23 protein-coding genes are annotated in these 22,805 nt (G+C 33.6%); 12 read left to right on the forward strand and 11 right to left on the reverse strand.

Annotated features, from left to right (window positions below; translation table 11 throughout):
- Positions 1-7 precede the first annotated feature (7 nt).
- From KWG70_RS15195 to KWG70_RS15210, 4 genes are read left to right on the forward strand one after another with little or no spacing between them, the layout of a single operon-like run.
- Positions 8-1,918, forward strand: a complete 1,911-nt coding sequence (locus tag KWG70_RS15195; RefSeq protein WP_230936895.1) for a PBP1 and LysM peptidoglycan-binding domain-containing protein — start codon at positions 8-10, stop codon at positions 1,916-1,918.
- A complete protein-coding gene (locus KWG70_RS15200) occupies positions 1,915-2,316 on the forward strand; it encodes an OsmC family protein (protein ID WP_230936896.1) in 402 nt (133 codons plus the stop codon). Before KWG70_RS15195 ends, KWG70_RS15200 begins: the two co-directional genes overlap by 4 nt.
- Complete coding sequence (locus KWG70_RS15205; protein WP_230936897.1) at positions 2,316-2,861, forward strand: DUF922 domain-containing protein; 546 nt, start codon at positions 2,316-2,318, stop codon at positions 2,859-2,861. Before KWG70_RS15200 ends, KWG70_RS15205 begins: the two co-directional genes overlap by 1 nt.
- 1 nt (position 2,862) lies before the next feature.
- Positions 2,863-3,093, forward strand: a complete 231-nt coding sequence (locus tag KWG70_RS15210; RefSeq protein ID WP_230936943.1) for a DUF3820 family protein — start codon at positions 2,863-2,865, stop codon at positions 3,091-3,093.
- A gap of 3 nt (positions 3,094-3,096) precedes the next feature.
- On the opposite strand, the gene KWG70_RS15215 is transcribed toward KWG70_RS15210, so the two are convergent.
- The 9 genes from KWG70_RS15215 to KWG70_RS15255 all read right to left on the reverse strand — a co-directional run bounded on the left by KWG70_RS15215 (position 3,097) and on the right by KWG70_RS15255 (position 10,115).
- Complete coding sequence (locus KWG70_RS15215) at positions 3,097-3,498, reverse strand: ACT domain-containing protein (protein WP_230936898.1); 402 nt, start codon at positions 3,496-3,498, stop codon at positions 3,097-3,099.
- Positions 3,499-3,502: 4 nt separating this feature from the next.
- The gene (locus KWG70_RS15220) at positions 3,503-4,351 is read right to left on the reverse strand and encodes a GNAT family N-acetyltransferase (protein ID WP_230936899.1); all 849 of its coding nucleotides are present in this window, start codon (positions 4,349-4,351) and stop codon (positions 3,503-3,505) included.
- 18 nt (positions 4,352-4,369) lie between these two features.
- Positions 4,370-4,900, reverse strand: coding sequence for a DinB family protein (locus tag KWG70_RS15225; RefSeq protein ID WP_230936900.1), 531 nt, complete (start codon positions 4,898-4,900; stop codon positions 4,370-4,372).
- Between the two features lie 2 nt (positions 4,901-4,902).
- Positions 4,903-5,604, reverse strand: a complete 702-nt coding sequence (locus KWG70_RS15230) for an SIMPL domain-containing protein (RefSeq protein ID WP_230936901.1) — start codon at positions 5,602-5,604, stop codon at positions 4,903-4,905.
- A 4-nt stretch (positions 5,605-5,608) separates the two neighbouring features.
- Positions 5,609-6,232, reverse strand: a complete 624-nt coding sequence (locus tag KWG70_RS15235; protein ID WP_230936902.1) for a uridine kinase family protein — start codon at positions 6,230-6,232, stop codon at positions 5,609-5,611.
- Positions 6,233-6,304: 72 nt separating this feature from the next.
- Complete coding sequence (locus KWG70_RS15240) at positions 6,305-7,537, reverse strand: alpha/beta hydrolase-fold protein (protein ID WP_230936903.1); 1,233 nt, start codon at positions 7,535-7,537, stop codon at positions 6,305-6,307.
- A 34-nt stretch (positions 7,538-7,571) separates the two neighbouring features.
- Positions 7,572-9,425 carry a M1 family metallopeptidase gene (locus tag KWG70_RS15245; RefSeq protein WP_230936904.1) on the reverse strand — a complete coding sequence of 618 codons (1,854 nt, stop codon included), beginning with the start codon at positions 9,423-9,425 and terminating at the stop codon, positions 7,572-7,574.
- Between the two features lie 2 nt (positions 9,426-9,427).
- Positions 9,428-9,667: a hypothetical protein gene (locus KWG70_RS15250; protein ID WP_230936905.1), complete on the reverse strand. Its 240-nt coding sequence runs from the start codon at positions 9,665-9,667 to the stop codon at positions 9,428-9,430.
- Entirely contained in the window at positions 9,660-10,115 is a 456-nt protein-coding gene (locus KWG70_RS15255) for an SRPBCC family protein (RefSeq protein WP_230936906.1), read from the reverse strand. The genes KWG70_RS15250 and KWG70_RS15255 overlap by 8 nt, the downstream gene beginning before the upstream one ends.
- A gap of 306 nt (positions 10,116-10,421) precedes the next feature.
- Here KWG70_RS15255 and KWG70_RS15260 point away from each other — a divergent pair, with 306 nt between their 5' ends.
- Genes KWG70_RS15260 through KWG70_RS15275 form a run of 4 tightly spaced genes read left to right on the forward strand, consistent with a single transcriptional unit; the run spans position 10,422 to position 15,593 of the window.
- A complete protein-coding gene (locus KWG70_RS15260; protein ID WP_230936907.1) occupies positions 10,422-12,365 on the forward strand; it encodes a peptidylprolyl isomerase in 1,944 nt (647 codons plus the stop codon).
- Between the two features lies 1 nt (position 12,366).
- Entirely contained in the window at positions 12,367-13,218 is an 852-nt protein-coding gene (locus KWG70_RS15265) for a peptidyl-prolyl cis-trans isomerase (protein ID WP_230936908.1), read from the forward strand.
- Entirely contained in the window at positions 13,181-14,638 is a 1,458-nt protein-coding gene (locus KWG70_RS15270) for a peptidylprolyl isomerase (RefSeq protein WP_230936944.1), read from the forward strand. Before KWG70_RS15265 ends, KWG70_RS15270 begins: the two co-directional genes overlap by 38 nt.
- Position 14,639: 1 nt before the next feature.
- Positions 14,640-15,593, forward strand: coding sequence for an AAA family ATPase (locus KWG70_RS15275; protein WP_230936909.1), 954 nt, complete (start codon positions 14,640-14,642; stop codon positions 15,591-15,593).
- Here KWG70_RS15275 and KWG70_RS15280 read toward each other — a convergent pair whose 3' ends face one another.
- On the reverse strand, positions 15,594-16,193 hold the full coding sequence (locus tag KWG70_RS15280) for an SCO family protein (RefSeq protein WP_230936910.1): 600 nt from the start codon (positions 16,191-16,193) through the stop codon (positions 15,594-15,596).
- A 4-nt stretch (positions 16,194-16,197) separates the two neighbouring features.
- Complete coding sequence (locus KWG70_RS15285; protein ID WP_230936911.1) at positions 16,198-17,244, reverse strand: hypothetical protein; 1,047 nt, start codon at positions 17,242-17,244, stop codon at positions 16,198-16,200.
- 144 nt (positions 17,245-17,388) lie between these two features.
- On the opposite strand from KWG70_RS15285, the gene KWG70_RS15290 reads away from it, so the two are divergent.
- The 4 genes from KWG70_RS15290 (at position 17,389) to KWG70_RS15305 (ending at position 22,747) form a co-directional block, all read left to right on the forward strand.
- Positions 17,389-18,525 (forward strand): acyltransferase family protein, encoded by a 1,137-nt coding sequence (locus tag KWG70_RS15290; protein ID WP_230936912.1) that lies wholly within the window; start codon positions 17,389-17,391, stop codon positions 18,523-18,525.
- Positions 18,526-18,716: 191 nt separating this feature from the next.
- Positions 18,717-20,987, forward strand: coding sequence for an aconitate hydratase (locus tag KWG70_RS15295; RefSeq protein ID WP_230936913.1), 2,271 nt, complete (start codon positions 18,717-18,719; stop codon positions 20,985-20,987).
- 123 nt (positions 20,988-21,110) lie between these two features.
- Complete coding sequence (locus KWG70_RS15300) at positions 21,111-21,782, forward strand: Crp/Fnr family transcriptional regulator (RefSeq protein WP_230936914.1); 672 nt, start codon at positions 21,111-21,113, stop codon at positions 21,780-21,782.
- 95 nt (positions 21,783-21,877) lie between these two features.
- Complete coding sequence (locus KWG70_RS15305; protein ID WP_230936915.1) at positions 21,878-22,747, forward strand: anti-sigma factor; 870 nt, start codon at positions 21,878-21,880, stop codon at positions 22,745-22,747.
- Positions 22,748-22,805 lie beyond the last annotated feature (58 nt).

The following is a 22,805-nucleotide window of genomic DNA, read 5'->3' on the forward strand; positions in this document are numbered from 1 at the left end:
ATTATAAATGAAAAAACTAGTTCTAATCATTCTTGTTTTGCTATGCAGTATCTCTGCTTTTGCGCAAGATTATAAAACGCACAAGGTTAAACAAGGTGAGACTATTGAAGGTATTGCAAAGTTATACTTGGTAACTCCTTTTGATATTTATGCACTTAATCCTGATGCAAAAAATAAGATTGGACCAAATACGGTTTTGATCATTCCAACATCACGAGTAAAAAATGACCCTATTCAAGAACCTGTTAAAGAAATTACTGGTTTTAAAAAACATAAAGTTAAGCGTAAACAGACATTATATAGCATATCGAAAGATTACAATGTGCCTATTGAAGAGATCAAGAAGTATAATACCTATTTGTATTCTGAAAATTTACGAAAAGGCGACAGGATAAAAATTCCGAAGTACAAAACAATAGTTAGTCAAGTATCTCTTAATAATACAATTAAAAAATATAAAGTATTACCTAAAGAAGGAAAATGGCGCGTCGCTTATAAATTTGGTATTACTGTTCCTGAATTAGAAGCTTTAAATCCGAATTTAGGTGAAGTGTTACAGCCTGGTCAAGAAGTTAATGTTCCTAATATTAGTAATAATGAAGAGAAACCTGTAGAAGAAAACTATAACTATTACACGGTTTTAAAAAGTGAAGGATACATGGCACTTAACAGAAAGTTAGGTGTTACTCAAGAGGAATTGGAAACATTAAACCCTGAGTTGAAAGAGGGTGGACTCAAACTAGGTATGGTACTTCGTGTGCCACAAACTGCTAAAACTGAGCTAGTGGTTAAGGATTTAGAAAACACTAATTTGTCTAATAATCTCACAAATCTAAGTCAAAAACGAATTGCATTAATGTTACCATATAGAATGCATAGAGTTGATGTAGATTCTGTTCAAGAGGCAAAAAAAGCAATTAGAAAAGATGCGTTACTATCGGTATCTCTTGATTTTCATGCTGGCGCTTTAATGGCTATAGATTCAGCCAAGCGTTTAGGTATCTCGACTTACCTTAAGGTGTTTGATACGAGAAACCAACCGTCAGAAGTTTCGAATATTTTAGATGCTAATGATTTTTCTGAATATGATGCAGTTATTGGTCCTTTATTACCAAAAAACTTAGATCGAGTTGCTTTAGAGTTGAAACGGGATAATGTTCCTGTATTATCGCCTTTAACCATGCCAGAGAAGTTATATGATAACGTGTTTCAAACGATTCCATCTAGTGATTTATTAGAAGAAACGATCATTAATTTTGTAAAATCTGACTCTTTACCAAAAAATATTGTGGTCATTTCAGATTCAAAACATAAAAGAATTAGTGATAAACTTAAAACTGAGTTTCCTTCTGCAAAACAAATTTTTTCGAGAAAAAATAAGAAAGGTGAAGAGGCTTTCTTTATCTATCAAACTGATATTGCTAATGTATTCGCTAATGGGAAGAATGTTGTTTTTCTTGAGACCGATAATGAAGGTTTTGCATCTAATGTGATTAGTATGATTAATGGAATGAGTTCTGTTGGAAAGGAGATTATATTGATGACAACCGATAAAAATAATGCATTTGAAGGACGAGAGATTTCGAACTATCACTTGTCTAATTTGAAGTTTCATTATCCATCACCAAACAAAACTACAGATATTTCGTCTTCCAGAAATGATTTTGTTAGAGCCTACAGAAGACAGTATAATGTAAGTCCTAACAGATATGCTGTTAGAGGTTTTGATCTCACATTAGATTTATTGTTGCGATTGGCTAGTGGAGAAGACCTATATAAAGCTTCATCTAGTGAAATTGAAACGGAATATGTTGAGAACAAGTTTAGATATTCTAAAAAATTGTTCGGAGGCTATTACAATGAAGCCGTTTATATTGTAAAATATGATAATTTAACGATTGTAGAAGCAAAATTATGACATCTAAAGTCACTTATTTAGGCGATTTAAGAACCGTAAGTACGCATCTTAAATCTGATAATTCATTCATAACAGATGCTCCTACAGACAATAATGGTAAAGGAGAAGCGTTTTCACCTACAGATACTGTTGCTACAGGATTAGCAAGTTGCATGATAACCGTTATGGGTATAAAAGCTAGAGATTTGGGCGTTGATATGGCAGGTACTACTGCTCATGTTACTAAAACGATGGCTGCTGAGCCTAGACGTATTTCTAAAATTGAGGTTGTTTTAGACTTCCCTTTTGAAGCTGATAAAAAGACAAGAGCAATTTTAGAACGCACAGCAAATACTTGTCCTGTACATTACAGTTTACATCCTGATATCGAAAAGGATATCGCGTTTAACTGGAAATAATGTTGATTAGATTTTTAATTATTTGTTTATGTTTTCTTAGTCTACCTTCAAATGATGAGGTTACGATTACATGGAGTGAATCAAAAAAATTAACTTGGGCAGATTTTAGAGGACCTGTTGGTACTGATACAGATGCAGTCGCAGTAACAGCCTCAGGAATTACGTTTTCATTTTCGGTTAAGCAAAATAGCAATGACGAGTTGTTGAGTTTTAAAGCTAAGGTAGAAGCACATTTTTACCCTGAAAAATCTTGGTACATTAAAGCTAAAGGTGATGATCATATTTTAGCACATGAACAATTGCATTTTGATATTACAGAATTACATGTTAGAAAACTACGTTACGACATCTCAAAACTCAATATGTCACAGCATATCAAAGAAGATCTGAGACGCGTTCATGTAAAAGCTAACGAAGATCTTGCTAGAATGCAGAATGCTTACGATACGCAAAGTCAAAACTCCATAAACAAAGAGCAGCAAGCCATTTGGTCTCAGTTTGTAAAGGATGAACTTAAAAAGTTTGAAGACTTCAAGTCTAAATAGAATGCTTCAACCAGATAAAAATTTCCTCATTAAATTAGCTCATACTAAAATGCCTTTTGGTAAATATGAAGGACGCTACCTTATCGATTTGCCAGAGTATTATATCGTATGGTACCATAACAAAGGATTTCCAAAAGGTAAGCTTGGCGATATGCTTACACAAGTATATGAGTTAAAACTTAATGGCTTAGAATATTTGATTAGGGACATACAAAAGCGCTATCCCAGATAATCTTTATATATAATTTTTGGATAAGGTTTTCAATACGTTTATCGCTTTGTTCTCGTACTTTTTATCTACAAAAATATGGTCATGATAATAGCCTGCAATAACATTACAACTTATATCATGCTTTGCCAGTTCATTTGAAAATACAGCAGTTAAACCAACAGCGTCCAATGATGAGTGAATCATTAATGTGATCCAAGATGCAATAAAGTCGTAGTTGAGGTTTAAAGCATCTGCCTTTCTTTGTTCGATTACTATAGTTATCCCTTCAGGTTCTTTAAATTCACATAATGTATCTGCTCTACTAATGTTGCTAAAATCTTTAATAGTACAAAATACAAAGTTACCTTGATTAAGCTTTGGTGTCATTCCTTTTATGAGTTGTCTTAGGTTGGTTTCTCCTGTCATAATCTTAGTGTGTATTTAAGTCTAATGTCATTTCTAACTGACTTAAGAAATGTTTTAATCCAATAGCATGTAAAAAAGCGTTTGTTGATGTAGAACGTTCGTCTACATTAATTATGGATAATGTACTTCCAAATCTTTCAATGATGTAGTTAATTAGTGCTGTTCCTACTTTTTGTCTTCGGAAATCTTTACGTACTGAAATTTGCTGAAGCCGTTTACTATTGGCATTATAAACCAAGTATCCAACAAGTGTATCGCCAATAAAGGCACCAATAAGATGGTTCTTTTCTTTTAATTTGTTCAAAACGTGAGACGCATTTTGCCAGGTAGGCCTAATGTCCCAAAATGATTGCATGAGGTCCCAATTGTATTCCGATAGTTCTTTTATTACCAGAGTATTCGAACATTTTGAGCTATTCAAATATCCTTTATAGCAATGAAGTGTCCTTTTTTTCTTGAAACAAGCTCTTTTATAGGATTTAATAGCTTGAATGTTATTTGAGATGACTTCTAAAACAACCTTGTCAATATGTTGTTGTGTTAATATGGGATTAATAAATTCATACATTTTTGTGGTTAAGCCATGGCCGCGTTTAGTTGGAATAACGCCAGTACCTCCATTATATACTATTTTTTTCTCGTTTATCGTTTGAATGCCATGTAACATAAAACCAACAAGTTGATCATTATCAAATGCACCAACCGATATGTTTAAATCTATATGGTCTGCATATAACTTTGACTCCAATTGCTCTAATGTTAAATGAAACGGAATAGAATAATCTGAAAACGACAAGTTAAATACGTCTACTAATTGTTCGTTAGTTATGCCGTTCAGGGTTTTTATTTTCATGAGATTACTTCCGTTAAATTAGTATTGGCTGAGTATTCCCATAAAGGCTTTCCAAACACCAACATGAGTTTTGTATTGCTTAGCCATGACCCGATTAATTTGAGCGAGATGAGCTAAATCATGAACCACCCAAGCCGATAAAAGTTCTTGTAGGGTGACATTGCCTAATTCTGGATGAGTTCCTTTCTTGATCAAATCAGTATTAGTTAACTCAAAAGATTTTAGAGTATTAAGATTCTTTTCTCTTAGTGTTTTAAATTCTGCTATTAATTCTGAAATAGGCGTGTTTTGATCTTCACCAAATTGGGCAAAACGATCAAAAGGTTCAAATTGTTTGTTTTCAGATGTACTTAAGATAATCTTAGCTCTAACAATCCAGTCTGTCTTTTCACCATAAATATAATGGCCAACAATATCATAAGGGCTCCAGGTATTCTCGCCTTCATTAGATTTAAGCCATTGCTCAGGTAATCCATTAAGCATAGCACTTAAAACTTCTGGTGTTCTTTCAAGAATACCGATAGATTCTTCAAGATTAAAAGGGATCATGATTATTTAATAGCGTATTTAATATAATAGGAAAATTTCACAGTAAAGGTTTCAAAATTTATTTGATTAAAACCAGATAGGTCTTGACTAAAAGAGGCATTAGGTCTATTAATAATAGTATTTGTGCTTTGCGCTAAAATCCCATAGTTGTTGCCTAAGTATTCCTTAACTTCTATAGGTTTTCCAAGTTCTTCATCAATGGCTTCTAACAGATAAGCCGCTTTTTCTTTTGCCGCTTTAATGGCTTCGATCCGCACTTCTCTTCTAATAGTGTCTATTTTTGAACTTTCGGTTTTCACAATTGATGCTTCATTGATGTTTATATCATTTAAGGCTCTAAATACACTAGTTACTTCTTCTGAAGTATTGACAGTAAGAATAAATTCCTTAGTGAGTTTGACACCAGTTTGTCGTCTTTTGTTTCTCAGGATTATCGAATTAGAATCTGAAAGTGATAGTTTGTCTAAACTAATATTCAAGGCATTTAATTTAGTCTTAAGGTTATTTTCCTGTTCAACAATAGTATAGTTTTTTCTATTCACTACTTTTTCAGATAAAGTGATCTCTATAGAAATAATATCAGGAACAACCTCTTGAGTTGCAGTTCCTATGACTTCAATGAATGGAACATCTTTGCTGTCATTAACTTGAGCAAAAATGCTTGTGAATGTAACTAATGTGATGATTAAAAATAGGTTTTTCATAGTGTTAGATTAGTTTATAATGCCATTTTGATTCTAAGAATATTTTATAATTGGCGAGTTTATTATAAGGTTCAATGTTAGATTTATATAAGTTAAATTCACTGTCTGAAATTTGTTCAGAAAAGTTTAGCGTATAATTTCTTTTTATCAGGTCTGCATCACGTCTTATTTGTTTTAGAACATCATCATTAGTAGAAATGAAAATTGACATATCAATATACGGCAAAAAAGTAGGATGCATCACATGTAAACCATCAAATATTAAGATGTCTGAATTAGTAAGTGTGATTGTATTATTTGCATTTTCACCTTTTCTATGGTGATATGGGTGAAATGTAATAGACTCTTTGTTTTTAATGGTAATCAGATTTTTTAGTGCTAAATCTATGTTGTAAGCTTCTATTTGATAACCACTTAAGTTTTTCTTAAGCCTATCCTCTCTAGGCATTAGATAAGAATCTAAGGTTAAATGATTAGCAGATTGATTGTAATGCTCTAGATGTCTAATTATATTTTGTGCAATATGAGATTTACCCAAATCTGCTGCTCCACAAATAGCTACTATCGTAGTATTTAAATTCTTTTTACGACTAATTATTTCTCTTGAAAGTGTATGTTCAATTGTCATAAATCTAAGCTCTAATTGTTGCCTGAAAAGCAATAGCAACAAAGCATGCACACAAAAAAACAGAACATGAATTTATTCATTTTCTATTTTTTCTAATTTTTCCTTGGCATAAGAATTCTTATTTAAAGATAGCGATTTTTTAAAATTTTCTATGGCTTTTTCTTTATTACCAATCACCACATATAAATCTCCAATAGTATCATAAACATATGAGTGTTCTGGGTAATTAGCGACATTATATTTGAAAAATTGTTCGGCTTTTTCAAATTGTTTCAGTTCCATACACTTATACCCCAAGTTTGAAATATAGTATAATTCTGGTTTAATGTCTCTTCCAAATTCCTTTGACAGTCTTGTATAATATGCTTTTACTTTGCCTAGACTATCATAATTAGGATCTATTAGGTCTTTGTTGTTTATTTTTATTTGATGGAAATCAAAAATATAGCGTAAGGCATCATACTCTGCGATTAGTGGGACAGAGCCATGAGTGTCGTCTTTGTAGTATAGTCCTTTAAAGGATAAATTGTTTAAAGAATCGTTCTCTAGTACCGATTTTAGTTCTAAAATAGCTCTTATGTGTCTAGTGCTTTTGGTTGTGTCTTTTCGAACGTTTACGATATCCATACCTTCATTCATGGTATTTGCTATACCTAAAAAAAGAGATTTATTCTTGTATCTTTTATCGAATTTTATAGTCTTGATTTTTTGTAATAAGTTATTGTTATTCCACCACATCGACGGGTCAATGGCAACATAAGAATTAAATAATTCGGGTTTGTGTACTAAGGTATTCATAACGGTTAAACCTCCTAATGAATGACCAATAAACATACGATACGATTCTGTTGCGTAATTTGAATCTATATAAGGAATTAACTCGTTTTCAATAAATGAAATAAATTGATCCCCTCCACCTGTGTTTTTAATTAGACTGTTTGAATAAGAAGATTTTGAACTTGATTTTGTAGGTGATAAATCTCTCATCCTATTTGTATTTGGAATCCCAACTACAATCATTTCTGGACAAACGGTATTTCCATTCACAGTGCTTAACTGTCGAATCATTCCTACCACAGAGTAAAAATGTGCATCACCATCTAGGAGATAGACAACAGGGTATTTTTTGTTTTTAAAAATACTCTTGGCATAGCCTTCTGGAACATGAATCCATAATGGCCTTTGTTCATTTAATATTTTGGAGGTTATAGTATCAATTTTTCCAATATTGATTGTGTTGGTATTCTGTCCGTTCACATAGTAAAGACAAAAGCATAACATGTATAATAAGAATGTTTTCTTCATTTTATATGTTCTAATTTACTTTTCAGGACGTATATCATCCACGATAGCCTAACATGTCATCAATAGTATTAGCTGTTACCGAATGATAGTTGGCTCTCGCTTTTTTATAGATAGCTAAAGCTTCGTCCACTTTGTCATTTCGTTTGTAGGCTTTGTATAAAGTCGAAACATACCAACGTCGTCCTACACGTATCAAAAAGTCTTCGATATGCCGATCTACATTCTTACCATGATAATCATGATTAATGGTTTGTTCATACCAAACCATAGCAACATGGGAGTTACTTGTATTAGTGAGATTAAACGCTTCATCAAAACGTTTCAAATCGTCTGTTGTGATTGTTTCAGGGAAATTTCTAATAAAATGCACCCATTCTTGAGTCGTCCATGCTGTTGTTTTTGACACATCTACTGATTGGTTGTCGATAAATGAACCTAATGTGTTTTCAACATTTTTAAATTTATTGGATACAATTATCGCTTGATTATCTGGTATTCCTGGTTGATAAACCCATTCATCAACATTAAATTTGATACCATTTGGTTCTAGTAAATTCGAATTGAGATAATCCACAAAACCTTCAGTAGTTACAGTAGAAAAGGCATTAACCTTGAAATAGTTTTTGAGAAAAGCATCAAATTTTTCCCGTCCTACTTTTTCCTCGAGTGTTCTTAAAAAGAGATAGCCTTTGTCGTAGGCAATACTATTCATGCCATCGTCTGGATTTTTGTTAGTTAGATCCAATTTTAGTTTAGTCATATCAGGTTCGTCTTTAAACCCTTCAACTTCTTCTTCAAGATCTTGTCTGCCAATAAGCGCGATCATATTGGCGCGATCTTTTCCGTAGAGCGCTTCCATGATTCTAATTTCAAAATAAACGGTAAATCCTTCATTGAGCCAGAAATCATTCCAAGTGGCATTGGTTACTAAATTTCCAGACCATGAATGTGCCAACTCATGTGCAATTAAAGAAGTTAAGCTCTTATCTCCAGCAATAACGGTTGGCGTGGCAAATGTGAGTCGTGGATTTTCCATTCCACCAAACGGAAAACTTGGAGGAAGTACAATCACATCAAATTGATCCCAGTCATAATCGCCATACAAGTTCTCGGCAGCAACAACCATTTTTTCCATATCAGAAAATTCAGATTGGGCTTTATCCACCAAAGATTTTTCTGCGTAAACACCAGTTCTATGACTTACTGCTTTATACTCTAAATCACCAACAGCTAGAGCAATTAAATAAGGCGAAATGGGTTGTTTCATTTTAAAAGAATAGGAACCATCAGTAGTTTTTTGCTTTGGGTTTTCGGCACTCATCACTGCCATAAGGTGTTTAGGGACATGAACAGTCGCATCATAAGTGATTCTAATTTGCGGACTATCCTGAATGGGAATCCATGTGCGTGTTAAAATAGCCTGACCTTGTGTAAACAAAAACGGATTTGTTTTGTCTGTAGTTTGTTGCGGATTTAACCATTGCAGAGCTTCAGTTTTATCTGTGGTTTTGTAATGTACCGAAATGTGCTTGGTATCATTTTTTATAGAAATAGTTAATGGCTGACCTAATTGTTCATCAAAGTTACCAAGAGTGAATTGAGTGTCTTTTCCATCGGCTTCTACACGTATAATGTCTAAAAATTTTGAATCTAAAATAATTTCCGACGCATTATTGTTTTCAATAGCGTAAGTAGCTGTGCCATCAATGGTTTTAGTGTCGAAATCGATATCTATATTAAGGTCTAAATGTTTGATTACAGATGTGTTAGGTTGTGCGTATGAATGAGATTCTTTAACGTAATTCACGGTTTTGTTGTCTTCCTTTTTATCTGTTTCACAACTTAAGATTAATGTAGTTAGAGCGAAAAGCAGTACTTGTTTTTTCATAATTATTTGTCTGAATAGATTTGTCCTCGATGCGGCTTTAGGGCATCTCTAATAGGCTTCATTTCATCGTCGGTTACCACCATAAATGCAATGTAGTGCATTTCTGAAAGCTGTTCAAAACCTGTGATGTCGAGATTTGTTTTTTGAATAACGATATATTCTTTGAGATGTTTTACATGGTGTTCGGCAATTTTCAAGGCATCAGGTCCTCGAAAATCCCAGATAAGTTTTAGTTTACGCATCGGCAACAGATATTCCTTCTTCAGCAAAATTTTTGAAATCCTGCATGTATTTAAGGCTTTGTTTTTTAAATAGACCTGGCATTAAAAACAGCATAAACCTCATAACCAAATTTAGTGGTAAAAACTCAGTTTTGGAAGTCCATTTTGTAAAACCATCATTAGTTTTTTCAAAATAATTCCTTTGAACGTTATGTACACTTTTAGTCGTGTAATTGGCATGAAACTCATAAGGGAATTTGCGTTTGGTAATAGTTTCGATAAGTTCCATTTTACGCCTACCGAATTTGTAGTTGAGCTTCATTTTTGCACCTAATTCACCAGGTGTTCCAGATATGTGCTCTGCAGATACGAGTCCGCGTTGCCAATGTTTCATGTTTTCAACATTGTCCATTTTTTTTATAAACTCATCCAAAGGTACATTGACCTTTATTTCTGTAGTATATTTCATTTTGAATATAGAGGGATTATTCAGTCTTAAATGTAATTAGTTTTTTGTAGAGTTATTGTTAAATAATGTCCAATAACCATAATTTTAGATGAGTGGTTAATTTTAATCCATTCAAAAATTAACAACCCATAGTTTTCTACACTAAATTTGATTCTTGTTCGTTTGAAAATTGTAGCTTGTTTTATAGGCTAATTATATTATTTTTGCTGAAATTAGCGCCTAAGGTTTAAATGAGATATAAGACTAAAATCTTAATATAAATTTGGGACAATGGGTGTATCGCAGCCGTTAAAAAAAAGAATGTACATGAAATTATTTGTCACTTCAATATTACTTTGTTTCAGCTTGGGTTTACAAGCTCAGGTAAAAGATAAAGATGTATTGTTTACTGTTGAAGGGGAGCCAGTTATGGCTTCAGAATTTATTAGAGTTTATAATAAAAATCTTGATTTGGTTAAAGATGAAAGTCAGAAAGATATTGATGCTTATCTAGAGCTTTTTGTCAATTACCAGTTAAAGGTAAAAGAAGCTCGACGTTTAGAACTTGATAAAGACCCTAATTATTTAAGAGAGTTCAATAACTATAAAAAACAACTCACTAAAAACTTCATGGCTGATAATAAAGTCACAGATGCTTTAGTTGAGGAAGCCTATCACAGAACAACAAATGATGTTAAGGTGTCTCATATATTGGTGAGATTAGACGAAACTGAAACTGATACAACAGCAGTATATAATCAACTTTTAGAATTACGTGAACGTGTGGCAAAAGAGGGCTATGCAGCAGTTCAAAAAGCAGTGCATAATGGTAAAACCATTTTTGCCGAAGACTTAGGTTACTTTGGTGGGTTTAAGATGGTGTATCCTTTCGAAACAGTTGCGTTTAATACACCTAAAGGCGAAATATCTATGCCTTTTAGAACTCGTTTTGGTTATCATATTCTTAAAGTTTTTGATAAGCGTAAATCACTAGGAGAAGTTACTGTAGCTCATATTATGATTTCTAATAAGCAGAACGACAGTACTGTGGTCCCTGAAACGAGAATCAATCAAATCTATAAAAAGATTCAACAAGGAGAAAAGTTCGAATCTCTGGCTAGGCAATTTTCAAATGATAAAAGTTCTGCTAAAAAAGGTGGTGCATTGGCGCCATTTACTGGAGGACAATTAAGCTCTAAAGAATTTGAAGATGTTGCATTTTCTCTAGAAAATCAAGGCGATATTTCAGCGCCTTTCAAAACAGCTTATGGCTGGCATATTATGAAGTTAATTCGTAAAAAAGGAATTCAACCGTTTGAAGAGGTAAAGGTGCAGCTTCAAAATAAAGTAAAGCGAGATTCTAGATCTAAATTGATCAATTCTGCCTTGGTGAAAAAACTGGCAACTAAATATAAGGTAGAAGAAAATAAAAAGGGATTAAACTATTTTGAGAGTATCATAACCGATGCTTATTTCAAACAAGCATGGAAAACACCTGAAGGGTTTGATGCAGATAACACTTTAATCAAAATTGGAGATGTTTCAGTATCTAACAAAGCATTTTCAGACCATTTAATGAGTAATCAGCGAAAGTATAATAATAGGAGAGCAAATCCTAAAGCTCTTATTGAAACAGAATATAACGCCTTTTATGAAGCACAAGTGTTGAAATATCATGAAGATAACTTAGAGTTTGAAAATGAAGATTTTGCTTTTGTTTTAAAAGAGTATAGAGATGGGTTACTACTGTTCGACTTAATGGAAAAAGAAGTCTGGAACAGAGCAACTAAAGATTCGGTTGGTCTCAAAGCATTCTTCGAAAAGAATAAAACTAATTATACTTGGAAAGATAGAGTAGATGCAGTAATCTTATCTTCAGCTTCTGAAAGAAAAATAGATCAGTTGAGGGAAGCCCTCTTAAATGGAGCAGATATTGATGAGATGTATTCTAAATTGGTTACTGAAAAATCTTCTACATTAATAACTACTCAAGATGTTTTTGAAGAAGGACATGCATCTTTACCTAAAGACTTTGAATTTAATAAAGGAACCTCAAAAATTTATAACCATAATGACTCATATCACGTTATTTATGTGAAGGAAGTATTCCCTTCAGGACATAAAACACTTGATGAAGCTCGAGGTAAAGTGGTGAGCGATTATCAAGCCTATATCGAAGATAATTGGGTAGACACATTGAGTAAACGTTTTAAAGTAAAACTTAATGATTCGGTTTTAAAACGTGTAAAAAAACAAATTTTAAAAAAGTAATTTGAAGAAAAAAATTGTCCTTATACTGTCAGCTTTAGCTTTTGTATCATGTGATTTTTTTAAAGAAACAGATGATAGAGTTCCTGTAGCTAGAGTTGGCGAAAGTTACCTTTATAAGGAGGATGTTGAAGGTTTAGTAGTTGAAGGTACACCTAAGGAAGATAGCATACAAATTGTGAATGGCTTTATAACGCGATGGGCAACGCAACAATTACTGTTAGATGGCGCAGAGCGTAATCTACCTGAAGAAAAGCAAACGGACTTTGATAAACTGGTTGATCAATACAAAAATGATTTGTATACTAAAGCGTATTTAGAAGCATTAGTTATAAAGAGTATAGATACTATTGTTGATGAAGCACAAGCTAAACAAGTATATGAAGCAAACCAAGAGGCTTTCAAACTCAATGAGGAATTAGTGAAGTTTCGCTATATAACGATTCCTCAAAATGCCATCAATGAAGATGAGATTGAAGAACGCTTTAAACGATTTGATGCACAGGATAAAAGATATTTAGATTCGATCTCTGTTCAATTTAAAAGTTACTCACTTAATGACTCCATGTGGGTGAAGGCCTCTCAGATTACTGAAAAAATTAGTGTTCTAAATTCTGAAAACAAAAAAGAACTGTTAAAAAAATCTAATTTTGTACAACTCAAAGATTCATTAGACCTATATTTGATGCAAATTAAAGACGTGTTATCTCAAAATGATCTGGCGCCTTTAGAGTATGTAAAACCTACCATTAAACAGATTGTAATTAACAAAAGAAAATTAGAGTTGATTAAACAACTTGAAAAAGATATTACCAAAGATGCAATTAAAAACAAACAATTTGAAGTCTACAATTAAATCGGTTATCACTACAGCGATGGTATGTGTGTTTGCTGTAAATCTATCTACAGCTCAGGAAATAATTCCAGACGAGGTAGACAATTCTAAAAAGAAAATGGATTCAACACAAACCTCTGCACGAAAAAAGGTAGATGGTGTTGCTGCCGTTGTTGGTGATTTTGTCGTTCTAGATTCTGATATCGATAAAGAATATATTCAACTACAAGCTAGAGGTGTATCTATCGCCGAAATCACAAGATGTCAACTTTTCGGAAAGCTTTTAGAAGATAAATTATATGCACACCATGCTATTCAAGATAGTATTACGGTAAATGAATTAGAGATTCGTTCTAATATCGAACAACAGATTAATGCGTTTTTAGAATCCAAAGGAGGATCGATGGCTGAGTTATTATCATTTTATAATAAGGACAGTGAGGAAAGCTTACGCGAGGAAATGTTTGAAATTAATAAGAATGCTAAACTCGCTGGTGATATGCAAAGAAAGATCATTGCAGATGTAGAGGTCACACCTGAAGAGGTTAGAGAGTATTTTAATAGTATCCCTAAAGAAGAACGCCCTGTATTTGGCACCGAACTTAAAGTAGCACAAATTGTCGTGATGCCTGAAATAAGTGAAGAAGCAAAGCAAGCGGCTATTGATAAGTTAAAAGAATTCAAAGCTGATGTTATTGAAAATGGAGCGAGTTTTACGACCAAGGCAGTATTTTACTCTGATGATAAAGCCGCAAGAGGTAAGGGAGGAGCTTATACGTTAAACAGAAAGCGTCCGCAGATGGTAAAAGAGTTTCGCGATGTAGCATTCTCACTTCAGGAAGGAGAGATTTCTGAGCCTTTTGAAAGTGATTTTGGTTATCATATTATTTTGTTAGAAAAAATTAGAGGACAAGAATATGATGTGAGACATATTTTGATACGACCTGAAATTACCGAATCTTCAGTATTGGCAGCAAAAGAAAAAATTACTAAAGTGCGAGAGCGTATTCTATCTGGAGATTTAACCTTTGCTGATGCTGCTCTTGAGTTTAGCGATGAGGAAGAAACTAAATACGAAGGCGGTCAACTTATAAATCCGTATACTCAAGATTCTAGTATGGAATTAACAAAAATGGATCCAGAGCTTTATGGTCAAATTCAAGACTTAAAAGACAATGAAATTAGTTTGGTATTGCAAGATCAAGACAGAATCAATCCAATAAAATTCAAAATATTAACGGTTACTGATAGAATAGATGAACACGAAGCAGATTTTGCACGTGACTATTTGAAAATTAAAAGTTTAGCCTTACAAGAAAAGCAATATAAAGAAATTCAGAAATGGCAAGAAGAGAAAATCTATGATACCTATGTTAAGATTTCTGACGATTATAAAAGTTGTGAGTTTAATAGTAACTGGTTAAAAACTGAAAAAAAATAATATGTCTGACGTCGCTGCAATTGAACAGTTTGTAAAAAAATATAATGCCCTAAAAACCGAAGTAGCCAAAGTCATTGTTGGTCAGGATGATGTTGTTAATCAGATATTGATTTCCATATTTTCTGGCGGACATTCACTATTAATTGGTGTTCCAGGTTTAGCAAAAACCTTGATGGTAAATACCATAGCACAAGCTTTAGGTTTAGATTTTAAACGTATTCAGTTTACTCCAGATTTAATGCCTAGTGATATATTAGGAAGTGAGATATTAGACGAAAACAGACATTTTAAATTTATTAAAGGGCCAATTTTCGCTAATATTATTCTGGCCGATGAGATTAATCGTACGCCTCCAAAAACTCAGGCAGCCTTATTAGAAGCTATGCAGGAACGCGCTGTAACTGTTTCAGGACATCACTATAAACTAAGTTTACCTTATTTCGTTTTAGCAACCCAAAACCCTATTGAGCAAGAAGGAACTTATCCGTTACCAGAAGCACAATTAGACCGTTTTATGTTTGCGATCAATTTAGAATACCCATCATTCAAAGAAGAAGTAGAAGTAGTGAAATCGACCACGACAGATCAGCAAGCTACAGTTAATGCATTGTTTACGGCTCAAGAGATTATCGATTTTCAAAATGTGATTCGTCGCATTCCTGTTGCCAATAATGTGATAGAGTATGCTGTTGGTATGGTCGCAAAAACAAGACCAAATGGATCTGATGCTTCAGATTTAGTTTCGGAGTTTGTCGATTGGGGAGCTGGACCTAGAGCGTCACAAAATTTAGTGTTAGCAGCAAAAACTCACGCTGCAATTAACGGTAAATTTTCTCCAGATATTGAAAATATACAAGCCGTTGCTTCAGGGATTCTACGCCATAGAATTATCAAAAATTATAAAGCAGAAGCTGAAGGTATTACTGATGATCAAATCATCAAAAGTTTATTTTAATTAGTCTAACAGACGTTTAATATCTTCCTTTAGCAAAGCGACTTCCTCATCTAGGAGAATATTGTAAAATCCTCTTATATACTGTTCTTTGTCTATCAAAGCCAGATAACTTGAGTGATAAAAATCGGTTCCGTCTTCGTTAGGTTTAAAGTTCGTCTTTAATGTATTAGCAATGCTCTTTAACTGTTCTTCAGAAGTGGCTCTCAGTACTTGCCATTGTCTAGAATCAATATTGTGAATTTTAGAGTAATACTGCAATTGTTCTAAAGTGTCCTTTATGTAATCAATGGATATGGAATATTGCTTGAATTCCTTTTCTTCAGAAAAAGTATCTGCGATTTCCAATTGTTTGATACGCATTGGTGGACAAATAGAAGGACAACTTGTAAAGAAAAAATTCATTGTATGCACTTTGCCCTCAGTAGAAGATGAAGTGATGATGTCACCATCCTGATTGATAAATTTATAATCATCGACCTTGTAGAGTTTCTTTTTTCCGTCGATATAATTATAGCTTAAAATGGGTAATTCCGCAGGCTCATTTTTGCTTTTACATGCAAAAAGCAGTAGAATCGCAAGACTGAAAATTTTAGATTTCACAAGGCTAGAATTTGAGTTCACTTATCTTGTCTTGCATTTCACCATCATAATAAAAGATAGCCATACTTGCCATCATTTCTTGATCTTTATCTGTGGTGTTGTCAATTTCCAATAGCATTTCATAGACATGGTCTTCGTACATCCAAACACCTTTCTGACTTGAAAAAGAGGGTGTGCGCTTTAAGCCAATTTTATTCTTAAAATTTTCACTCTTACAATCATAAATAATCGTACCAGTGGTTTTATCTTTCAATACAAACCTATTAGCAAAAGGATGTAAGTGCGAGGTAATTTGATGTAATCTTATGCTGTCTTTAATATTGAGCTGAGCTGAGGTGTCGTAGGTGTAATTGTGTTTTCCGGGCTTAATAATCCAATGTCCTGACAAAGGATTTCCTTTAGTGTCTATATAAGTGTGATTTTTAGTCTCTACTGGAATACAGGCATTTGGTAATGCTTCTGTTGGTCCTTTAAAAGGATTGTCTGGGTCAAATGGAAACATCATAAATACTGTTTTTGGTTGCAGCGGAATGAGAGGTGTCTGACTATGCTTTGTGAATCCAATTTCAATTTTATGTTTGATGTTAAACGTGGAATCTGTAATGTTGTGATTCAGAGCCTGTGCATTAATAAACAAGCGTTCATTAGAAAATACAGGAAACCCAAACCCTTCGGGTAATTCAAAATCTTCTACACCATTACTTATAGAGGTGATTCTTGGATACTGAGAATTGATACGGTTGGTCATGTTCCAACGATTATAATGCTCTGCATCACGATACTCAAAATTGGTATGACATACAAAATCGTTAGACATTTTTCGCTTCTCATCTGAAGATACGGCATTGGTTTTAAATGAGGTAAGGAACAATAATTCTTCCTTGGTATCATCGATAACCACATACTGATCAGATTTAGGACCTTCCATAGATTTGTAAATATTACTAATGACAAAAGTGGGTGATGTATATACCACTTTAGTATCGCTAAGATCTTTTTTCCATTCGGAATCTACTAAATTTAACGTGTAGTAAATTTTGGATTTGATCAATTCTTGATGTCGCGTTTTTAAAGATTTAAAATAAATAAATCCAGCGACAAGAATCAAAACCAGAAAAATTAATATAAATTTAAACGTTCTGCGCATATTCAAATGTAATGAAACCCTCATGATAAAAAAAATGATGAGATACGTATGAAAATAGATTACGAGAAGCGAATTTTTGGTTTAGATGTCATGAGAGCTATAGCTATACTATTAGTGGTTTGTTCTCATTCTGTTTGGATTTTTCCTCAAACAAAAAATGTGTTCACAGATTTAATGAGTGTAGCTGGTTTAGTTGGGGTTGAAGTATTTTTTGTGCTTAGTGGTTTTTTAATTGGACGATTAATTTACAAATTATTCACATCACCATCTTTTGGTTTTAGAGATGTGACCTATTTCTGGATTCGACGCTGGTTTAGAACATTGCCTAATTATTATTTAATTCTCTTGTTTAATGTGCTTTTAGCTGTTTATCTTGGAACGGTATTACCTGAGAATCTATGGCAATACGTTTTCTTTATCCAAAATTTTGCATGGGAAATGCCTTTGTTTTTTGGTGAATCTTGGAGTTTACCTATAGAAGAGTTTGCCTATATACTTGGTCCATTGTTATTATATCTGGTATTGTTTTTAAACTTGAAGATTAGTAAATCTAAACTGTTTTTAATCATAACTAGTTGTATTGTGTTAATATTCTTTTTAACTAAAATAGGATACTATTTTAGTCATCCACAAACCAGCATGATCTTTTGGAATGTAAACCTTAAAGCTGTAACAATTTACAGAATTGATGCTATTTATTATGGTGTTTTGGCAGCATATGTCGCTATGACTAAGGAGGGCTTTTGGATAAGATATAAGTATTTGTTTTTTGCTATTGGTTCTTTAGTTTTTCTAGGACTTAATTTTGTTGTGCCTGCAAAGCAATTGTTTATTGAAGGCTATCCATTTTTCTGGAATGTCCTGTATTTGCCTATAAATAGTTTGGCAATTGTCTTTACTCTGCCAGTATTATCGCAAATTAAATCTGCACCAAAATTCATACTTGTCCCTGTGACTGTTATTAGTTTGATCTCATATTCAATGTATTTAATTCATTATTCGGTGGTTATGCAGCTGTTAAAACACTTCTTTCCAACTGAAGGATTATCTACAAGCATGTTATTTATCTATTTGATTGCTTATTTTGCAATTACTACAGTTGGTTCCTATTGTTTATATTTGGTTTTTGAAAAACCAATGACTAATCTTCGAGATCATAAGAAAATTAAGAACCATTTTAAATAAGCTTGAATTGTTAATTTAATAATTTTCGCATGGTTTATTTGTTAATTTTTCATTTTAATCATTAAAAAATCACTATTTATTGATTTATTTTCAATGTTTTCAGCATTTCATTACATATTTTTAAATTTCCTTTAAAATTTGTATTTTTGCAGGACTTAAAAAAAATGATAATTAACCTTTAAATAATACATATGGCTTTTGATATAGACATGATTAAAAAGGTTTATGCAAATATGTCTGAGCGTGTAGATGCTGCTCGTGATATTGTTGGTAAACCATTAACGCTTTCTGAAAAAATATTATACTCTCACCTTTGGGATGGAAATCCAACCAAGGCTTTTGCTAGAGGGAAAGATTATGTAGATTTTGCACCAGATAGAGTGGCATGTCAAGATGCAACAGCACAAATGGCGTTATTGCAGTTTATGCAAGCTGGTAAGCAAAAGGTTGCTGTACCAACTACAGTACACTGTGATCACTTGATCCAGGCAAAAGTTGGTGCGACTACAGATTTGCAACATGCAATTAATACCAGTAATGAGGTGTTTAATTTCTTAGAGTCTGTATCTAATAAATATGGTATTGGTTTCTGGAAACCAGGAGCTGGTATTATCCATCAAGTAGTTCTAGAAAATTATGCTTTTCCTGGCGGAATGATGATTGGTACTGATTCTCATACAGTAAATGCTGGAGGATTAGGTATGGTAGCCATTGGAGTTGGAGGAGCAGATGCTGTTGATGTTATGGCAGGTATGGCTTGGGAGTTGAAATTTCCGAAGTTAATAGGTGTGAGATTAACAGGAAAACTTTCTGGATGGACAGCACCAAAAGATGTGATTTTAAAAGTAGCTGATATACTTACTGTAAAAGGAGGTACTGGTGCTATTGTAGAATATTTTGGACCTGGAGCTACGTCTATGTCATGTACTGGAAAAGGAACTATTTGTAATATGGGAGCTGAAATTGGAGCGACGACATCTACATTTGGTTATGACGAATCTATGGAGCGTTATTTACGCGCAACAGACCGACCAGATGTTGCCGATGCAGCAAATGAAATTAAAGAGTACTTAACTGCAGATGCTGAAGTATATGCAAATCCTGAGCAGTATTTTGATCAAGTGATTGATATTAATTTATCAGAATTAGGACCATTATTAAATGGACCATTTACTCCAGATTTGTCAACGGCTGTTGGGTCTACAATGACAGAAAAAGCTAAAGCTAATGATTGGCCATTAAAGGTAGAATGGGGCTTGATAGGTTCTTGTACTAACTCATCTTATGAAGATTTATCTCGTGCGTCTTCTGTAGCACAACAAGCCTTAGATAAAGGTCTTAAAACTAAAGCCGAATTTGGGATCAATCCAGGTTCTGAAATGGTAAGATATACTACAGAAAGAGATGGGATATTGGAGATCTTTGAAAAATTAGATGCTAAGATATTCACTAATGCTTGTGGACCATGTATTGGCCAGTGGGCGCGTTATGAAGATCCTAAAAATGCACCTAAGAATAGTATTGTACATTCGTTTAATAGAAACTTTGCTAAACGAGCCGATGGAAATCCAAATACGCATGCCTTTGTAGCCTCACCTGAATTAACTGCAGCTATTGCTATTGCAGGACGCTTAGATTTTAATCCGTTAACGGATAAATTAATCAATGAGAATGGTGAAGAAGTTATGTTAGATGAACCAACAGGTTGGGAATTGCCTCCAAAAGGGTTTGATGTTGATGATAATGGATACCTAGAACCAATGACAGATGGAAGTGGCGTTGAAGTTAAAGTGGCTTTAGATTCTGAGAGACTACAATTATTGACACCATTTGTACCATTAGGAGATACTATAACTGGTGCCAAGCTTTTAATTAAGGCCTTTGGAAAATGTACTACAGATCATATATCTATGGCTGGACCTTGGTTACGTTTTAGAGGACATTTGGATAACATTGCGAATAACACCTTAATTGGAGCAGTAAATGCTTTTGGTAAGAAAACCAACTTTGTTAAAAACCAATTAACAGGTGAATATGGTGGCGTTCCTGATACAGCTAGAGCTTATAAAGCTGCAGGAATAAAATCTGTTGTAATAGGTGACCATAACTATGGAGAAGGATCTTCTCGTGAGCATGCAGCTATGCAGCCACGTCACTTGGGTGTTGCTGCTGTAATTGTGAAGTCATTTGCACGTATTCATGAAACAAATCTTAAAAAGCAAGGAATGCTTGGATTGACATTTGCGAATGAAAATGATTATGATTTGATACAAGAGGATGACACATTTAACTTCTTAGACTTAAATGAGTTTGCGCCACATAAACAATTAACAATTGAAGTTGTTCATGCCGATGGAAGCAAAGACACAATTAAAGTGAACCATACTTATAACCAGTCACAAATTGATTGGTATAATGAAGGTTCTGCTCTAAATTTAATTAAGAAAGAAAACGCTGCCTAACAGTAGTTTTAAAATTATACTAAAAAAAGCTCTTGAGAAATCAGGAGCTTTTTTTATAAACTAGTGTAAGGAAGTTGAAATTTTAACGACTGCAATAAAAATCTAACAAAAAAATACTCCCAAATGCAGTCAATGTGGTTCTTTGACGATGTTAACCTGTTCAAGGTGCTTTGTCCTCATAAGTTTAAGGCTTATAAGAAAGATCATGAATTTGATGCTTATAAGAAAAAAGATTACATCTATTTTGAAGATGACTCGGCTAACAAAGTATACCTCATAGAAAAAGGAAAAGTAAAAATTGGGTATTATACTGAAAATGGCGACGAGGTCGTTAAAGCTATTCTTTCTAAAGGAGAGCTATTTGGAGAAAAGGCGATTCTAGGTGATAACAAGCGTGATGAATTTGCCCAGTCTATAGATAATGCAACATCTATTTGCCCAATTGGAGTGTCGACTATGCACGATCTCATGCGAGACAATCAAAGCTTTAGCTTTAAGGTCTATAAATTTATTGGCTTCAAATTCAAAAAATTAGAACGCCGACTTCAATTACTTTTATTTAAAGATACAAAAACGCGCTTGGTTGAATTCTTAGATGAATTATGTACAGATTATGGTTATGATTGTCCGAAAACTGGTGATCATGTTATTAAGCATCCCTATACACAAAAAGATATTGCTTCTCTAATAGGAACATCAAGACCAACCTTAAATATTCTTCTGAACGAACTTAAAGAAGAAAACTATATTAATTTCAACAGAAAAGAAATTAGAATTCTAAAGCATTCAGCATAATTATTTAAATTTTTTTCACTTGTGTTAGCTAGCTAACATTTTATGAGAATCACGAGTTATAATTTTGAAGTATAAATTTTAAAAATTATAAAGCAATGATTAAAAAAATGTTTTTAGCAGTTTTGGCCTTATCTTTTGTAGCCACTTCATGCAGTAGTGACGATGATAATAATGGTCCTACAAATTCAGATTTAACTCTTAATCTTAGTGGACTAGAATCCCTAGGAAGTAATTTTGTTTACGAAGGATGGATTATTGTAGATGGCGCTCCAGTTTCTACTGGAACATTTACAAGTATTACTTTTCCGCAGACATTTTCAGTAAATACAGCGCAATTAAATAGCGCAACAGCATTTGTGCTTTCTATAGAGCCTGCTGTAGATCCAGATCCAGCGCCAGCTGATACAAAAGTACTACGTGGTGAGTTTACAGGGAATTCGGCAACAGTTAATACTGGTCTAATTGGAGATTTTAGTTCGGCATCAGGGATGTTCTTTTTAAGAACTCCAACAGATGAAACAGGAACAAATAATATGAATGATGAGTACGGTGTATGGTTTGGAACACCAGGTATGCCACCAACACCAAACTTTAACTTACCAGTTTTACCAGCTGGTTGGGCATATGAAGGTTGGGTTGTAGGAGATTCGGGGCCTTTGTCTACTGGAACTTTTACAGAATTTGATGCTGCTGATGATTCAGCTCCTTTTAGTGGAACAGCTCAATCTGGACCCCCTGTACCAGGAGAAGATTTCTTTATGAATGCACCTGCAGGCGAAACATTTCCTTTAGATATTAGAGGACGTACTGTAGTCATTTCTGTAGAGCCAGTTCCAGATGATTCTCCAGCACCATTTGCTATCAAGCCTTTAGTTGGTACAGCTGGAAATGAAACTGCTCCTGCTACTCACAGTTTTGGACAAAACTTGTCTTCTTTACCTACAGGTTCAGTAACAAGAAACTAATTCAGGGATTAGTACTAGACAAAATTTAAAGTTTTGTTGTTAGATTTGAAGCGCATTG

Origin of the sequence: Psychroserpens luteolus (genome assembly GCF_021032705.1) — a bacterium.
GTDB lineage: Bacteria > Bacteroidota > Bacteroidia > Flavobacteriales > Flavobacteriaceae > Psychroserpens > Psychroserpens luteolus.

Excerpts from the sequence above, each read along its gene's own strand:
- KWG70_RS15260 (WP_230936907.1), top strand. The coding sequence starts at position 10,422 with ATGAAATTATTTGTCACTTCAATATTACTTTGTTTCAGCTTGGGTTTA.
- KWG70_RS15205 (WP_230936897.1), top strand. The coding sequence starts at position 2,316 with ATGTTGATTAGATTTTTAATTATTTGTTTATGTTTTCTTAGTCTACCT.
- KWG70_RS15245 (WP_230936904.1), bottom strand. The coding sequence starts at position 9,425 with ATGAAAAAACAAGTACTGCTTTTCGCTCTAACTACATTAATCTTAAGT.
- KWG70_RS15300 (WP_230936914.1), top strand. The coding sequence starts at position 21,111 with ATGCAGTCAATGTGGTTCTTTGACGATGTTAACCTGTTCAAGGTGCTT.
- KWG70_RS15305 (WP_230936915.1), top strand. The coding sequence starts at position 21,878 with ATGATTAAAAAAATGTTTTTAGCAGTTTTGGCCTTATCTTTTGTAGCC.
- KWG70_RS15275 (WP_230936909.1), top strand. The coding sequence starts at position 14,640 with ATGTCTGACGTCGCTGCAATTGAACAGTTTGTAAAAAAATATAATGCC.
- KWG70_RS15270 (WP_230936944.1), top strand. The coding sequence starts at position 13,181 with ATGCAATTAAAAACAAACAATTTGAAGTCTACAATTAAATCGGTTATC.
- KWG70_RS15220 (WP_230936899.1), bottom strand. The coding sequence starts at position 4,351 with ATGAAAATAAAAACCCTGAACGGCATAACTAACGAACAATTAGTAGAC.
- KWG70_RS15290 (WP_230936912.1), top strand. The coding sequence starts at position 17,389 with ATGAAAATAGATTACGAGAAGCGAATTTTTGGTTTAGATGTCATGAGA.
- KWG70_RS15225 (WP_230936900.1), bottom strand. The coding sequence starts at position 4,900 with ATGATCCCTTTTAATCTTGAAGAATCTATCGGTATTCTTGAAAGAACA.
- KWG70_RS15200 (WP_230936896.1), top strand. The coding sequence starts at position 1,915 with ATGACATCTAAAGTCACTTATTTAGGCGATTTAAGAACCGTAAGTACG.
- KWG70_RS15210 (WP_230936943.1), top strand. The coding sequence starts at position 2,863 with ATGCTTCAACCAGATAAAAATTTCCTCATTAAATTAGCTCATACTAAA.
- KWG70_RS15250 (WP_230936905.1), bottom strand. The coding sequence starts at position 9,667 with ATGCGTAAACTAAAACTTATCTGGGATTTTCGAGGACCTGATGCCTTG.
- KWG70_RS15235 (WP_230936902.1), bottom strand. The coding sequence starts at position 6,232 with ATGACAATTGAACATACACTTTCAAGAGAAATAATTAGTCGTAAAAAG.
- KWG70_RS15295 (WP_230936913.1), top strand. The coding sequence starts at position 18,717 with ATGGCTTTTGATATAGACATGATTAAAAAGGTTTATGCAAATATGTCT.
- KWG70_RS15255 (WP_230936906.1), bottom strand. The coding sequence starts at position 10,115 with ATGAAATATACTACAGAAATAAAGGTCAATGTACCTTTGGATGAGTTT.
- KWG70_RS15240 (WP_230936903.1), bottom strand. The coding sequence starts at position 7,537 with ATGAAGAAAACATTCTTATTATACATGTTATGCTTTTGTCTTTACTAT.
- KWG70_RS15215 (WP_230936898.1), bottom strand. The coding sequence starts at position 3,498 with ATGACAGGAGAAACCAACCTAAGACAACTCATAAAAGGAATGACACCA.
- KWG70_RS15195 (WP_230936895.1), top strand. The coding sequence starts at position 8 with ATGAAAAAACTAGTTCTAATCATTCTTGTTTTGCTATGCAGTATCTCT.
- KWG70_RS15230 (WP_230936901.1), bottom strand. The coding sequence starts at position 5,604 with ATGAAAAACCTATTTTTAATCATCACATTAGTTACATTCACAAGCATT.